Source organism: Flavobacterium sp. PL11 (assembly GCF_035985025.1).
Lineage (GTDB): Bacteria > Bacteroidota > Bacteroidia > Flavobacteriales > Flavobacteriaceae > Flavobacterium.
Genome location: NZ_JAXCIA010000026.1, coordinates 1 through 14185, shown reverse-complemented (window position 1 = coordinate 14185; position 14185 = coordinate 1). Strand labels below are relative to the sequence as shown.

Here is a 14185-nt window from a genome sequence, read left to right as displayed (position 1 = left end):
CTTCTGCAATTGATTGGTTAAGGTGAACTGATAATCAGTTAAAAATAAAGTACAGATATATTTTATTTTGATAAATGAAATACTTATTTTTGCACCCTAATTTATAAAAAGTTCTTACAAGGTGGTAAATAGAAGACACATTCGCGTTAAAGTTATGCAGTCCATTTATGCGATGCATCAAAGCGGCTCAGATAACTTAGAGAAAGAGGAAAAATTTCTTTTTTATAGTATCGACAACATCCAAGACTTATACCTTATTATGTTATCCTCGCTCATTGAAATTTGTAAAACAGAATCTATCTTCTTGCATAAATCGAGCCTTAAGCACCTTGCTACTGCAGAGGAACGCAAGCCAAATGAGAAATTTATTAAAAATCAAATTTTCCAGATCCTTGCTGATAACAATTCTTTAAGTATTGCGCTAGAAACTCGTAAAATCAATAATTGGACCTTAAATGATGATTATATTTTGCTGCTTTTAAATGATATTAAAGCCAGTAAATTGTATGTTGATTATATGAATACTACAATAAATAATTTTGAAGAGGACCGTCAATTTATTGTTGATCTATTTATGGATGTTATTGTTCCCAATGAAAAATTGTACGATTATTTAGAAGATGATAAATTAACATGGGTTGATGATATTCCGCTTGTAAATACTCATATTATTAAGCAACTAAAAGCTATCAAATCAGGTGAAAATGATAATTTTAGAGTGCCAAAATTATTTAAAGATAATGAAGACAGGGATTTTGTAAAAGACTTGTTTCGCAAAACAGTTTTGAATGAGAAAGAATTAGCTAAGGAATACCTTGACAAAACGCCTAACTGGGATGCCGATAGAATTGCTGAAATTGACACGATAATCTTGAAAATGGCTATATGCGAATTTTTGAAATTTCCATCAATTCCGGTCAAAGTTACACTAAACGAATATTTAGAGGTTGCAAAAGAATATTCTACTCCTAAAAGTAGTATTTTTATCAACGGAATTTTAGACAATTTAGTAAAAGAATTAAATGCTAACAAAAGAATCATTAAAGCCGGTAGAGGTTTAATGTAATAATTAACAAAAAATAAAATTACAATTATGGAACAGTTAACTCAATTTGCACCTTTTATATTAATGTTTGTGGTGATTTATTTCTTTATGATAAGACCACAGCAAAAAAAAGCTAAGAATGAGAAAGAATTTGAAAGTGCTTTAAAAGTTGGTGACAAAATCATCACTAAAAGTGGACTTCACGGTAAAGTTTCTGAATTAGCAGATACTACGGTTGTAGTTGAAACGATGTCTGGGAAATTAAAAATGGAGCGTTCTGCAATTTCTATGGAAATGAGTTCTGCTTTAGCAAAGAAATAAATAATTTCAATTATCTAAAAAAGTCCTAACTGATTTTCAGTTGGGACTTTTTTTTTATTGAATCATGTTATATAAATAGTGTGTAACGCTTTTTAAATTAGCAAAAAAATAAAGATCTGATAAATGAGCAAACTCATCGCTTCTCATAAAGATAGTAATATTAACGTCAGCGAAACTATATTTGCCAGCTGCTGCTAATAGTTCATTAGCGGCATGTAAAGTGTTTTTATGAAAATGAAATACGCGCTCTGATTTATCGCTAACTACTAAACCTTTCATTAACATTTAATCTTGTGTAGCCACCCCTGTTGGACAGGTATTGGTGTTACATCGCAAAGCTTGAATACAGCCTAATGAGAACATAAATCCTCACGCACTACGGCAAATGTCCGCTCCTAAAGCAATTGCTCTTAAAATAGAATAGCCAGATATAATTTTCCCGCTACTTATTAATCTTATTTTATCGCAAATGCCATAGCGTACTAAAGTTTTAATTACAAAAATTAAGGCAGGCTCAAATGGCATTCCCACAACATCAGTAAATTCTAATGGTGCAGCTCAAGTGCTTCCTTCAGCTCCATCAACTGTTATAAAATCAGGATAGCTATTTTGTAGAATCATTTCTTCACAAGTGGCTTCAAATTCGCTTGTTCGACTAACACAACGTTTGAAACCAGTAGGTTTTCCATTAGCAAGATGTCGCAAAGCTGCTGTAAACTGTAGCAAACCCGTTGTGTCTGTAAATGCAAAATGTCCTTGTGGCGAAAGAATTGTTATGTATGGTAAAACGCCTCTTATTTTTGAAATTTGCTCTGTGTTTTTAGCAGCAGGTAATGCACTACCATGTCCTGGTTTTGCACCTTGAGACAATTTGATTTCGATCATTTTTACAGCAGGCAAATTAGCTTTATTAGCAAATTTACCACCATAAAAGTGGCCATTGTTATCTCGACAACCATAATAACCAGTTCCTATTTGCCAGGTTATATCTCCACCTTGTAAATGAAAATCAGTCAATCCTCCTTTTCCAGTATTGTGATAAAAATTACCTTTTAAAGCTCCTTTATTTAAAGCGACGATCGCATTTTCGCTTAGCGAACCAAAACTCATCGCAGAAATGTTTGGAAGAGAGGCAAGATAGGGTTGTGCACAATCTGGGCCTCCCACTAAAACCCGCGGAAGTTCTTCCCGGACTATAACTGGAAAAATAGAGTGCTTAATTCCTTCATAATTGGAATCGCATAAATTTAATTGTGTTCCAAAAGGTGTTATAGAATCGATATTTTTAGCACGCTAGTATGCTAAGGAACGTTCATTTCTTGAAAATGGTTTTCCATCAGTAGGTCTTTCAATAAAATATTGCTGGATCTCAAGACTTATCATTTCAAAAAGATATCTGAAATAGCCTAAAAAGGGAAAATTTCTTAGAATAGCATGTTTGTTTTGTGTACTATTAGCATATTCTATTACTAAAATAATAGCTAATATAAATATTAAGATTAATCCAACATCAAAAATAAAGTACACTATTGCAGTTAAAATCAGTGCAGATATCCCAAATATAAAAAAATATTTCTCATTATAAATTAGATTTAACCTCTAAAATACTAAGAAATATATAGTCTTTATAATTTTTGAATGTTATTTGTACCGATACATATAATTAAATAAGCAATATAAATAATAGTATAAAAATGAGCTACCATTCTTTGCAAAATAATATAGAAAAGTAGAATTATATTTTAAAATTAGTAAAGACATTATTTTAAAATTAAACTTATTCGTTTGTTTACTGATTGTTATTTTCTAAAATAACCTTTATGATGTCCTCCTTACTAAGCACACCAGATTGTCTCCATAATTGTTTCCCTTTTTGAAATAAAATCATTGTAGGAACTCCACGAACTTGGAATTTTGAAGCTATCTGTTGATTTCTATCTACATCAATTTTTATAATTGAAATGCGGTCGCCCAAACTATCTTTTACTTCCTTTAAAATTGGGCCAAGCATTTTGCATGGTCCACACCAAGTTGCAAAGAAGTCAATTAAAACAGGTTTATCTGAATTGATTATTACATCGAAATTACTCATCTTTTTTTGTATTTATGATTAGGAACTGCGCAGCCATTTGGACCACAACCAAAATTGAAGATTACTTGGATTAAGAAAAATATTCCCATGCCCACAAATATCCAATTTTTTGTAACGTAAGCTTGGCTAAATAGAAATAGAGCTATTGCAAGGCGAACAAATCGCATTATATTCCAATTTGTCATTAATATATTTTTCATTACACTTAATTTTAAAGGATTAAAAAATTATCCAATTTTTGATGATATTAAGGAAAAGCTAACTTTTTTAATTCGATAAAAAGTTCCGAACCTGCTCTAGGAGCAACAGAGTATAAACACAATTCCATTTTTAAAATATCAAATTTAGATTTAAAAATAGATTGATATTCTTTTTGACTTCCTCCAAAAGGAGGTCCTAAATCAAACTGTCTGTTGAATAAAAGTCCAAATAGAATACCATCAACAGTTAATAGTTCATTCATCTTTTGAGCATATTTTTGGCGTAAAGCCGGCGGAAGTGCACAAAAAAATGTTTGTTCAATTATAAAATCATATACTCCATCGTGTTCAAAATAATCACCTAATATAACAGTAATAGATGCGTTGTGACTAAATTTTTTTATTAAACTACAGACCAGAGTTGGGGAAATATCAATAACTGTAATGTTTGTAAAACCTTGCGCTAATAAATATTCTGCTTCATAAGTATTACCACAGCCAGGAATTAAAATTGCACTATTTTTATCTTTTAATGAGTCAATATATAAGGTAATAGCAGGAGAAATCATTCCTAAATCCCAACCGGTATTTTTATTTTGATATTGTGTTTCCCAATATGTTGAGTCTGTTATTGACTCCATTTTAATTCCATCCTTGTTTGATTTAACCATCTAAATTTTATTTCTTGTTAAAAAGCCAAATGGAAAATACAGTGGACAGAAACGAATAAAACCAGTCAAAACAAATAGTAGCGCAATTGCTCCTAAAATTATGGCTATTGTCCCATTAGTTATATTGGTAAAATATAATATCGCAGTTAGTGATGCCGCTGAAACCCGAGTGATTTTATCAGTTACGCCCATATTCTTTTTCATAAAATAGCATTTTTAAGTGTAATAATTATTTTAGTATTTTGGTTTGGCACACAAAATCAGTCTTTGGTATATTTGTTTCAGTAATAGCGTTGAAACCGCCTTGAACTTCAGTAAAATTTCTAAAGCCGCGCGCTTCTAATATTGAAGCTGCAATCATACTGCGATATCCACCTGCACAATGCATAAAAAAATGTTCTTTTGGATTTATATCTTTAATCCACTCATTAATATTAGCAAGTGGTTTACTATACGATTCCTCAACATGTTCTGCGCTGTATTCACTTTCTTTGCGAATGTCTATGACTTTGCTTTCGCCAATTTGAACTTGTGAAGCAAATTCTTCCGCAGTGATTCTATTGATTGTATCTATTTCATTTCCTGATTTTGACCAAGCTTCAAATCCTCCTTCAAGATGTCCAATTAAGTTGTCAAAACCCACTCGACTTAATCTGGTAACAGTTTCTTCCTCTTGACCTACTGTGCTAATAATTAATATAGGCTGGTTTACATCCGCAACTAAAGCGCCAACCCATGGAGCAAAATCACCATCGATTCCTATATTTATAGATTGAGGAATAAAGCCTTTAGCAAAATCACCATTTTTACGTGTATCTAATATCAACGCCCCAGTTTCCTCAGCCGCAGCTTCAAATCCTGCCGGAGTTAAAGCTCGCATTCCTAAATTTAAAACATTTTCAAAGCTGTTGTAGCCTTTTTTATTCATAGCAACGTTCATCCCAAAATAAGCTGGTGGCGGTAATAATCCATAGGTTACTTCTTTTACAAATTCGGCTTCTGTCATATCAGCTCGCAAAGCATAATTTGTAGCTTTTTGTTCGCCTAAAGTAGAAACTGTCTCTTTACTCATATTTTTTCCACAAGCACTTCCCGCACCATGAGCTGGATAAACAATTACATCGTCAGGTAAGGTCATTATTTTATCTCGTAAAGAATGGTAAAGCGTGGCTGCTAATTCTTCCTGAGTCATTGATGCTGCTTTTTGAGCCAAATCAGGTCTTCCCACATCGCCTATAAATAAAGTATCACCTGAAAAAATAGCATGTTCTTTACCGTTTTCGTCAATTAGTAAGTATGTAGTACTTTCCATTGTGTGACCAGGAGTATGTAAAACTTTTAATTTTACATTTCCAAGTTCAAAAGTCTGACCGTCTTTTGCAGAAATACAATCAAATTCACAGCTCGCATTAGGACCGTAAACAATAGGAGCACCCGTTTGTTTACTTAAATCGACATGGCCTGATACAAAGTCAGCATGAAAATGCGTTTCAAAAATATATTTAAGTTTTACTTGGTCTCGTTCTAATCGATCTAAATATGGTTGCGTTTCGCGCAGTGGATCTACAATTGCTGCTTCTCCATTCGAAGTGATGTAATAAGCACCTTGCGCTAAACATCCTGTATATATTTGTTCTATTTGCATGATTATAATTTTTTGTTTTACAAACTTACCGTTGTTTTTTGTATTACACAGTGATATAAGTTACATTGTTTTTTAATTTGCGTAGGTCGCACTAAAATTTTATTCTAAATGAAAAATTATTGATAAGTAGATCATAAATCTTTTGTTATTAGACCTAAAGAAAATTTATCTATAAATCTAAGTTTGAATTGTTTTTAAGGTATGTTTAAATTGTTATAAATTAAAGTTTTACTCTTTATAATAAAAAGAATTCTTTGATGATAATATAAATTCCCATCAATAGAACAAACCAACCAAATGCAGGTTTTAATTTTGCGCCATCAATTTTTTTAGATAAATGAGTTCCAATAAACATCCCCGCAAGTGCAATTGCTGATATGCTAAAAAGTAATCGATAATTTATTTCAGATCCATTTATAACATCTCCTCCAAAACCAATTAGGGAATTAATAAAGATAATCAATAATGAGGTACCAATAGCTTGTTTCATTGGTATATTACCCAAAAAAAGTAAAGCAGGAATTATCAAAAAACCGCCACCGGCTCCCAGAAATCCAGTTATAAAACCAACTAAAAGGCCAATACTTGCTATTCTAAAAAAGCCGTCACCTTTTATAATTTCCCTTGGATTTGATTCTTTAATCATAGAAAGTGATGCTACTATCATTAAAAATGCAAATACCACCATGATCACTAAGTTTTTTGAAAATTCAAAATCATGTAAGCTAAAAATAACCGTAGGAATTTTAGGCATTATGAAATCTCTAACAAAAAGTAACGAGATCACAGATGGTATGGCAAAAATAAGTGCCGCTTTAATCCTTAAGTTACCTAATTTATAATGGCTGTAACTTCCAAACATCGCTGTAATTCCTACTATAAATAAGGAATAACTTGTTGCTTGTTCTGGATTAATTTTGAAAAGATAAACTAAAATAGGAACTGCGAGAATCGATCCTCCTCCACCAATTAATCCTAATGAAATTCCTATAATAATCGATAAAAAATAACCTAAATATTCCATTATTTAATTTTTTGAAACAATTTATTTAATAATAAAAATAATCAGTTCCAGTAAATTACACTTTTAATAACTCGATGTTGTTTCGATATAAATTAACTAAACCTCGTTGCTCCATTTTTTTTAATAGCCGAGAAATTACTTCTCTTGAGGTATTAAGTTCTGTGGCTATTTCTTGATGTGATAATTTTAATTCATTGCAGCCGCAAACATCTGCATGACGTTTAAGATAAAATTCTAATCGCTCATCCATAGCTCTAAATGCGATGCTATCAATTACTTCAAGTACTTCCTCAAAACGACTTCGATAGGTGTTTATAACAAATTCGTACCAACTGCGATGCTCCATCATCCATTTATCCATTAGCGGTAAAGGAACCATTACGAGTTCTACATCTTCAACTACTTTTGCCATAATCTGGCTTTTTTCGTTTTTAGTAGCACAAATCATAGAAATGGCGCAGGCTTGGCCTGGCTGCAAATAATACATAAAGAATTCACCACCATTTTCATCTTGTCTGTAGATTTTTATTTTACCACTAATCACTAAAACAGTATTTTTTATATATTGTCCAGTTCTAATTATAACAGTATCAGTTGTAAAAGAATTGATAATGGCATTCGATTCGATTTCTTGTATTAATTCAGAGGAGAAAGCGGGAAATATTTTTTTAATTGGATCAAGCATTTTAATTTTTTATCTGGTATTTACGGTAAATGTAGTCTAAATAAAGCGTTTATGTAGGGTCTTTTGCCATAAAGTGCGCTGTTAAGTATCTGATTTGTATATTATTATATAAAATAGTCTATAGGTTTTATAGAGTATTATTTTTTGCTATTGAAGGTGAATTTGTATTCGGTTGATACTTACTGTATTTCGCAAACGATTTCTTAAGAAAACTTCGCAATTAACAAATGTTGGACAAATTGTTTATTAAAAACATTGTATTTTTACAAAAAAAGATACTTATGAATTTAGAGCAAAACGACTGGATTTCGAAATTAAATGCTGATCCAAAGGCAATAATTTTAGATGTACGAACCGATGATGAATATAAAGAAGGAATTATTGCTAACGCAATAAATATTGATATTCATAGTGGGCAAGAATTTGTAGAAGCTATCGAGGCTTTAGATAAAGACAAAAACTATTTTGTGTACTGTCGCTCAGGAATGAGAAGTGCCAAAGCTTGTGAAATCATGAATCAATTAGGATTCGAAAATGCTTATAACCTTACTGGTGGAATAGTGGACTGGGAAGGTGAAGTTGTAACACCGTAAGTGAGCAGGAAATATAAAAATAATTACTAAACCAAATCAAACGAACTAGAATTATGAATGTAATACCAGAAGAATATCAGATTAAAGATTTATTAAATCAAGATACTTACTTAGTGGACGGTGAGTTAAAAAAATGGGAAGGGCAGACTACAGCAGTTTTTTCTACGATATCGTCAACTGAAGAATATGCGGCAACAATTCTTGGTTCTGTTCCTTTAATGGGAGAAGCAGAAGCACTCGAGGCCGTAAATTCTGCAAGCGCTGCATTTAATAAAGGACAAGGTCTATGGCCAACAATGAAAGTGGCAGACAGAATTAAGTGTATGACTAATTTTGTTACACAAATGAAAACAACTAGAGCCGAAGTTGTTAAGTATTTGATGTGGGAAATAGGAAAATCACTTTCAGATTCGGAAAAAGAATTTGATCGAACAGTAGAATATATTTACGATACAATTGACAGTCTTAAGGAATTAAACAGTCGTAGCGCTCATTTTTCTAAAGTTCAAGGTATAAATGCAATGGTGCGCCGTGGACCTCTTGGAGTAGTTTTATGTCTTGGCCCATACAATTATCCTTTAAATGAAACTTTTTCATTATTAATTCCCGCATTAATTATGGGAAATCCCGTAATTTTTAAACCAGCAAAACACGGAGTTTTAGTTATTTCGCCATTATTAGAAGCATTTAGAAACAGTTTTCCAAAAGGTGTTATAAACATTGTTTATGGACGCGGGCGCGAAGTGGCGGCTCCCATTATGAAATCTGGAAAAGTTGATATATTAGCTTTAATAGGAAATAGTACCTCGGCGATAGCATTACAAGATCAACATCCTAATAAAAATAGATTGCGTTTGATCTTAGGTTTAGAGGCTAAAAATCCTGCCATTATTTTACCAGATGCTGATTTGGATTTAGCTATTCAAGAATGTATTTCTGGTAGCCTTTCATTTAATGGACAACGCTGTACAGCATTGAAAATTTTATACGTTCACGAAACCATTGTTGATGAGTTTAATAAGCGTTTTGCTGCAAAAGTTGATGCACTTGTTTTTGGTAATCCATGGGAGAAGGCAGTGATGTTAACTCCATTACCTGAAAAAGAAAAACCAGCCTATATTCAAGAATTAATAGATGATGCCATTAGCAAAGGAGCTTCTATTATTAATGAAAAAGGAGGAATACGAACTGATAATTATATTTTTCCAGCTGTTTTATATCCAGTAAATAAAGAAATGCGTGTATATCATGAAGAACAATTTGGACCAGTTGTTCCAATTATTGCCTTCAAAAACATTCAAGAACCTTTGAATGATATGGCTGAATCAAATTATGGTCAGCAAGTGAGTTTATTTGGGAATAGTATTAAAACTATAGCTCCGCTGATCGATACCTTAGTAAATTTAGTATGTAGAGTAAACTTAAACAGTTCGTGCCAAAGAGGACCAGATGTCTTACCATTTACCGGAAGAAAGGATTCTGCCGTGGGAACGTTGAGTATTCATGATGCCTTACGATCTTTCTCAATACGAACTTTTGTAGCATCTAAGGATAATGATTATAATAACGAAATTCTACAAGCACTATTAGACAGTAAAGAATCAAATTTTATAAATACTGATTATATTTTATAATTAAGTTCTAAAAACAGTATGGCCGACTCACAATAAATTGAGTCGGCTTTTTTTAAACTAACTATCTATTGTTCTCAAAAATTTTGTACTTTAGATAATTAATTAATAAGGCTTTTTCAATCTTTTTTTGATGATAATAATAATCTTTTTAAAATATAGAACTTATCAAAAATCAGTATAAAATATTTAGTAATTACCTTTATAAAAGACTGCACCAAGAGCCAATCCTCACGCATCGTCATTTGCGTTTCCTACCAAATATGGTTGTCAACTTAGTAAGTTGTTTTATTACATTGGCATTAGTGGGAATTGTTTTATTTTTAATAATTCAATACTTGACAACTAGTTTCTATCATTTATACTAATGAATTTAATATCACCGCAGAGCTAAAGTTTACTTACAATTATAAGTAACATCAATAAAGTGTTAGAAGTTGATTTTAAAATTAAAGTAATTTTATTCCAATATCAATTGCATAAAAACCGAATCAAGCCAGCGATCAAATTTATAACCTGATTCTTTAATGATTCCCACCGTTTTAAAACCAAATTTTTCGTGAAATTCAACGCTACTTTTATTTTCAGCATCTATAACTGCAACCATTGTATGAAGCTTTTGGATTTTAGCGAGTTTGATAAGTTCTATAAGCAATAACTTGCCAATTCCTTGGCCATGATATTCCTCATTTACATAAACGGAATGTTCTACAGTAAATCGATAAGCTTCACGAAAACGAAATTCACTATACATTCCAAAACCTGCTACAAATCCATCAATTTCTGCTACGATAACGGGAAAACCTTTCGCCACTTTATCTTCTAAGATTGATTTTTGCTGCTCTACTGTTCGTAGAGTGTAATCATATAAAGCAGTTGAGTGCAAAATATTGTAATTAATTATATTTAAAATCGTGGGAGTATCTTCTATTTTATAAGCTCGTAATTTGATTTCCATTGGCTGTTTATTTCCTTCAAAATTAATAAAAAACAACTAAAATTAAGGGAAAAAGCATTCCAAGTTTGTAACTTTGTAATTCAGAAAAATGATACAATGATTTACCCAAAAATACCTTTAGCGCAAAGCATTATAGAAATTTGTTTAGCCAAAGGAATTACCACCATAATTATTTCTCCAGGCTCTAGAAATGCTCCTTTAACAATAGGATTTGTCAATAATCCAGCTTTTCAATGTTACAGTATTGCTGATGAACGTTCGGCTGCTTTTTTTGGAATGGGCATAGCGCAACAAACTAATAAACCTGTGGTTTTAGTGTGTACTTCTGGATCTGCTTTACTGAATTATTATCCTGCTTTTGCGGAAGCCTTTTACAGTCAGATTCCGTTGATCGTAATTTCAGCAGACCGTCCGCAAGGCAAAATTGACATTGGCGACGGCCAAACCATTCGTCAAGAAAATGTTTTTGAAAATCACTCTTTGTATAATGCAAACTTACTAGCAGATGTTTCTTATGAAAATGATGTAAAAATTAATAAAGCAATTAATATTTCTATTATAAAAAAAGGACCAGTTCACATCAATGCTCCTTTTGAAGAACCTCTTTACGAAACTGTTTCGGAGCTTTCTGTAAATGTAAATAATATCGCTTCCGCAAAAGATACGCAGGAAATTTCCATTCAAGATCTTGCTCAATATGCGAATATTTGGAATCAATCAACTAAAAAAATGGTTTTAGTTGGTGTAAATGATCCTGATAATATTGATCAAGAAATTAGCAATGCTTTTGGAGAAGATGAATCGATTGTTGTGATGACAGAAACTACATCTAACTTACATCACAGTACATTCATCAATAATATAGATACGATAATATCTCCTTTTTCAAATAATGATTTTGAATATTTCAAACCAGAAATACTTGTTACTTTCGGTGGAATGATTGTCTCTAAGCGAATCAAGGCATTCTTGCGAAAATATAAACCAAAACACCATTGGCATATTGATACGCTCAGAGCTTACGACACTTTTGGCGTATTGACCCAACATTTTGAATTCGAGCCAAATGCTTTTTTTAACGCTTTTTTACCGTTAACAAAAGTAATTAGTTGTGACTATTTTGTTAAGATGGATGCTATAAAACAATTGCGATTAGCAAAACACGAAATCTACTTGTCTAAAATTCCATTTTCTGATTTTGTTGTTTTTGAGAAAGTAATTCAAAGCTTACCAGAAAATAGTCAGTTGCAAATCAGTAATAGTTCAGCCATCAGATACGCACAATTAATTGATATTAATCCATCAATCGAAGTATATTGTAATCGCGGAACCAGCGGAATTGATGGTAGCACATCGACTGCAATTGGTGCGGCTGTTGCTAATAAAAAACAAACCGTTTTTATCACTGGTGATATTAGTTTTCTATACGATAGCAATGCTTTATGGAATAGTTATGTTCCCAAAAATTTCAAAATCATTCTCATAAATAACGGTGGTGGCGGTATATTTAGAATTTTGCCTGGACATGAAGAAAGTCCTGTTTTTAACACCTTTTTTGAAACCTCTCACTGCTTAACCGCAGAACACTTAGCTAAAATGTATGGTTATGATTATTCAATAGCGAGCAACGAAACGAGTTTAACTAGCAGTTTGAACACATTATATACTCAAAATGAGAAACCTTGTATTTTAGAAATTTTCACGCCGACCTTAAAAAATGATAGTATTTTATTGCAATATTTTAAGGAGTTAGTTTAGATTTTAGTTTGTGGAAAAGAGCATATTAAAATATTATTATTTCTAAATCTTCATAAAAAAAGCGTCGCCGAGGCAAACGCTTTTTAGTTTGTGCGCTACGCATACCATATATCTATAGGGTGCAAGTCCCGAACGAGCCTGCCAATGGGAATCGTTAGCCAAGAGCAAGGGTGTCTTTCGTGAGGGAGAATCTGAAGATTATTGCGATAGCAATAGCTTCCTTGATCCAAGTGACTGAACGAACAGAAACATAATACAAGGCTTACTCTGTGGGTTAGTGGGCATTAGACCGCAAAGCCCGATAGTTGGACGTAAACAGAGGTAGTAAATTATGTCAGTTACATTGAAAGAGATATGAGTTTACCGTAGGAGGTCTGCAATGGTTAACCGAGGCTGAGACGAGCGAACTGTTTAGGCAAAGTGTTATTGCAGAAGTCAGCCGAGGCCATAGTAGTGAAGAAGCATTTGTAATGAATGTGGAGCGAAGGGCTGAATCCTTAAAGCTGAGGAGTTTTTTTTTTAGAATAGTAAAAGACAATGGAAAAGGATAGAAAACAGTTGAAGAATCAGATGAAGCCTGCTGGACAGGAAGAATGTTTTCATAGCAACGCCCTTTTCGCTGTAGCGACACCCGTATGATATCAAAGCAGTGGAAAGGTAAATCCTGAGTGGCTTTCTATATGCGAGGAAGAACGAAATCAGACAACAAATTTACTGAAACAAGTTATAAGTTTCAGTAATTTGCAAAAAGCCTATAAGCAGGTAAGAAGCAATGGCGGGAGTGCAGGAGTAGATAAAATGAGTGTACAAGACTTTGGAGATTGGTTTGCCACGCATTACCAAGAACTTCAAATGGAACTACAACAGGAAATCTATGAACCACAAGCCGTTAGAGGGATCCAAATCCCAAAACCCAAAGGCGGCTTTCGCCAATTGGGTATCCCCACGGTCAAAGACCGAGTGGTGCAACAAGCCATCAGTCAAGTATTGCAACCAATATTCGATCCCAAGTTCTCGCCCAACAGTTACGGATTCCGTCCCAAACGCAACGCCCATCAAGCTCTGCGACAGGCTTGTAAGTTTGTCAAATTAGGCAAAACCAAGGCAGTAGATTTAGACTTAGCCAAATTCTTTGACGAAGTCAATCACCAAAGATTGATGTGGCTCTTGAGTACTAGAATAGGAGATAAGCAACTTTTGCGCCTTATCTTAAAGATTCTAAAGACGGACATTCTAACCGATGGACTTCAAGAACAACGGACAAAAGGCACTCCGCAAGGAAGCCCTCTAAGCCCATTACTCTCCAACATTGTTTTAGATGAATTAGACCAAGAATTAAGCCGCAGAGGTTTAAATTTTGTTCGCTATGCCGATGATGTACAAATACTTGTAAGCAGTCAAAAGAGTGCCGAAAGAGTACAGGCAAGCGTCATAGAATTTATAGAAAACAAGATGAAACTAAAAGTAAACCGAGAAAAGAGCGGCATAAAACCGTGCTATAAGGTGAACTTCTTAGGACATAGTTTATTGCACGCAGGTAAATTAGGTTTGAGTGAATCAAG

14 protein-coding genes and 1 pseudogene are annotated in these 14185 nt (G+C 33.0%); 6 read left to right on the top strand and 9 right to left on the bottom strand.

The genetic code is table 11. From position 1 onward, the window contains the following. Nucleotides 1-154: 154 nt before the first annotated feature. On the top strand, nucleotides 155-1066 hold the full coding sequence (nusB, locus tag RCH18_RS12770) for a transcription antitermination factor NusB (RefSeq protein ID WP_326937173.1): 912 nt from the start codon (nucleotides 155-157) through the stop codon (nucleotides 1064-1066). 27 nt (nucleotides 1067-1093) lie between these two features. Further along, complete coding sequence (gene yajC, locus RCH18_RS12765; RefSeq protein WP_326937149.1) at nucleotides 1094-1366, top strand: preprotein translocase subunit YajC; 273 nt, start codon at nucleotides 1094-1096, stop codon at nucleotides 1364-1366. Between the two features lie 54 nt (nucleotides 1367-1420). On the opposite strand, the pseudogene RCH18_RS12760 reads toward yajC, so the two are convergent. The 8 genes and pseudogenes from RCH18_RS12760 to RCH18_RS12725 all read right to left on the bottom strand — a co-directional run bounded on the left by RCH18_RS12760 (nucleotide 1421) and on the right by RCH18_RS12725 (nucleotide 7683). Further along, nucleotides 1421-2953: pseudogene (locus tag RCH18_RS12760) on the bottom strand (FMN-binding glutamate synthase family protein). 202 nt (nucleotides 2954-3155) lie between these two features. Beyond that, nucleotides 3156-3458 carry a thioredoxin gene (gene trxA, locus RCH18_RS12755; protein WP_326937148.1) on the bottom strand — a complete coding sequence of 101 codons (303 nt, stop codon included), beginning with the start codon at nucleotides 3456-3458 and terminating at the stop codon, nucleotides 3156-3158. Beyond that, nucleotides 3455-3658: a hypothetical protein gene (locus RCH18_RS12750; protein ID WP_326937147.1), complete on the bottom strand. Its 204-nt coding sequence runs from the start codon at nucleotides 3656-3658 to the stop codon at nucleotides 3455-3457. The genes trxA and RCH18_RS12750 overlap by 4 nt, the downstream gene beginning before the upstream one ends. A gap of 47 nt (nucleotides 3659-3705) precedes the next feature. Beyond that, nucleotides 3706-4329 (bottom strand): methyltransferase domain-containing protein, encoded by a 624-nt coding sequence (locus RCH18_RS12745; RefSeq protein WP_326937145.1) that lies wholly within the window; start codon nucleotides 4327-4329, stop codon nucleotides 3706-3708. Continuing rightward, nucleotides 4330-4533: a YgaP family membrane protein gene (locus RCH18_RS12740; protein WP_326937144.1), complete on the bottom strand. Its 204-nt coding sequence runs from the start codon at nucleotides 4531-4533 to the stop codon at nucleotides 4330-4332. Nucleotides 4534-4558: 25 nt separating this feature from the next. Next, entirely contained in the window at nucleotides 4559-5974 is a 1416-nt protein-coding gene (locus tag RCH18_RS12735) for an MBL fold metallo-hydrolase (protein ID WP_326937143.1), read from the bottom strand. A gap of 235 nt (nucleotides 5975-6209) precedes the next feature. After that, nucleotides 6210-6998 (bottom strand): sulfite exporter TauE/SafE family protein, encoded by a 789-nt coding sequence (locus RCH18_RS12730; RefSeq protein WP_326937142.1) that lies wholly within the window; start codon nucleotides 6996-6998, stop codon nucleotides 6210-6212. Between the two features lie 55 nt (nucleotides 6999-7053). Continuing rightward, a complete protein-coding gene (locus RCH18_RS12725) occupies nucleotides 7054-7683 on the bottom strand; it encodes a Crp/Fnr family transcriptional regulator (protein ID WP_326937141.1) in 630 nt (209 codons plus the stop codon). A 281-nt stretch (nucleotides 7684-7964) separates the two neighbouring features. Between RCH18_RS12725 and RCH18_RS12720 the strand changes: the two genes are divergently transcribed. Then, nucleotides 7965-8276: a rhodanese-like domain-containing protein gene (locus RCH18_RS12720; RefSeq protein ID WP_326937140.1), complete on the top strand. Its 312-nt coding sequence runs from the start codon at nucleotides 7965-7967 to the stop codon at nucleotides 8274-8276. Nucleotides 8277-8329: 53 nt separating this feature from the next. Then, complete coding sequence (locus RCH18_RS12715; RefSeq protein WP_326937139.1) at nucleotides 8330-9910, top strand: NADP-dependent glyceraldehyde-3-phosphate dehydrogenase; 1581 nt, start codon at nucleotides 8330-8332, stop codon at nucleotides 9908-9910. 457 nt (nucleotides 9911-10367) lie between these two features. Here RCH18_RS12715 and RCH18_RS12710 read toward each other — a convergent pair whose 3' ends face one another. Beyond that, nucleotides 10368-10865, bottom strand: coding sequence for a GNAT family N-acetyltransferase (locus RCH18_RS12710; protein WP_326937138.1), 498 nt, complete (start codon nucleotides 10863-10865; stop codon nucleotides 10368-10370). Nucleotides 10866-10961: 96 nt separating this feature from the next. On the opposite strand from RCH18_RS12710, the gene menD reads away from it, so the two are divergent. Then, entirely contained in the window at nucleotides 10962-12623 is a 1662-nt protein-coding gene (menD, locus tag RCH18_RS12705; RefSeq protein ID WP_326937137.1) for a 2-succinyl-5-enolpyruvyl-6-hydroxy-3-cyclohexene-1-carboxylic-acid synthase, read from the top strand. A gap of 741 nt (nucleotides 12624-13364) precedes the next feature. Beyond that, nucleotides 13365-14185, top strand: an 821-nt coding sequence (gene ltrA / locus RCH18_RS12700; protein WP_326937136.1) for a group II intron reverse transcriptase/maturase, incomplete at its 3' end; no start/stop codon positions are given.

Bases quoted from the DNA above. Each gene is read 5' to 3' on its own strand.
- nusB (WP_326937173.1), top strand. From the start codon at position 155: ATGCAGTCCATTTATGCGATGCATCAAAGCGGCTCAGATAACTTAGAG.
- yajC (WP_326937149.1), top strand. From the start codon at position 1,094: ATGGAACAGTTAACTCAATTTGCACCTTTTATATTAATGTTTGTGGTG.
- trxA (WP_326937148.1), bottom strand. From the start codon at position 3,458: ATGAGTAATTTCGATGTAATAATCAATTCAGATAAACCTGTTTTAATT.
- RCH18_RS12750 (WP_326937147.1), bottom strand. From the start codon at position 3,658: ATGAAAAATATATTAATGACAAATTGGAATATAATGCGATTTGTTCGC.
- RCH18_RS12745 (WP_326937145.1), bottom strand. From the start codon at position 4,329: ATGGTTAAATCAAACAAGGATGGAATTAAAATGGAGTCAATAACAGAC.
- RCH18_RS12740 (WP_326937144.1), bottom strand. From the start codon at position 4,533: ATGAAAAAGAATATGGGCGTAACTGATAAAATCACTCGGGTTTCAGCG.
- RCH18_RS12735 (WP_326937143.1), bottom strand. From the start codon at position 5,974: ATGCAAATAGAACAAATATATACAGGATGTTTAGCGCAAGGTGCTTAT.
- RCH18_RS12730 (WP_326937142.1), bottom strand. From the start codon at position 6,998: ATGGAATATTTAGGTTATTTTTTATCGATTATTATAGGAATTTCATTA.
- RCH18_RS12725 (WP_326937141.1), bottom strand. From the start codon at position 7,683: ATGCTTGATCCAATTAAAAAAATATTTCCCGCTTTCTCCTCTGAATTA.
- RCH18_RS12720 (WP_326937140.1), top strand. From the start codon at position 7,965: ATGAATTTAGAGCAAAACGACTGGATTTCGAAATTAAATGCTGATCCA.
- RCH18_RS12715 (WP_326937139.1), top strand. From the start codon at position 8,330: ATGAATGTAATACCAGAAGAATATCAGATTAAAGATTTATTAAATCAA.
- RCH18_RS12710 (WP_326937138.1), bottom strand. From the start codon at position 10,865: ATGGAAATCAAATTACGAGCTTATAAAATAGAAGATACTCCCACGATT.
- menD (WP_326937137.1), top strand. From the start codon at position 10,962: ATGATTTACCCAAAAATACCTTTAGCGCAAAGCATTATAGAAATTTGT.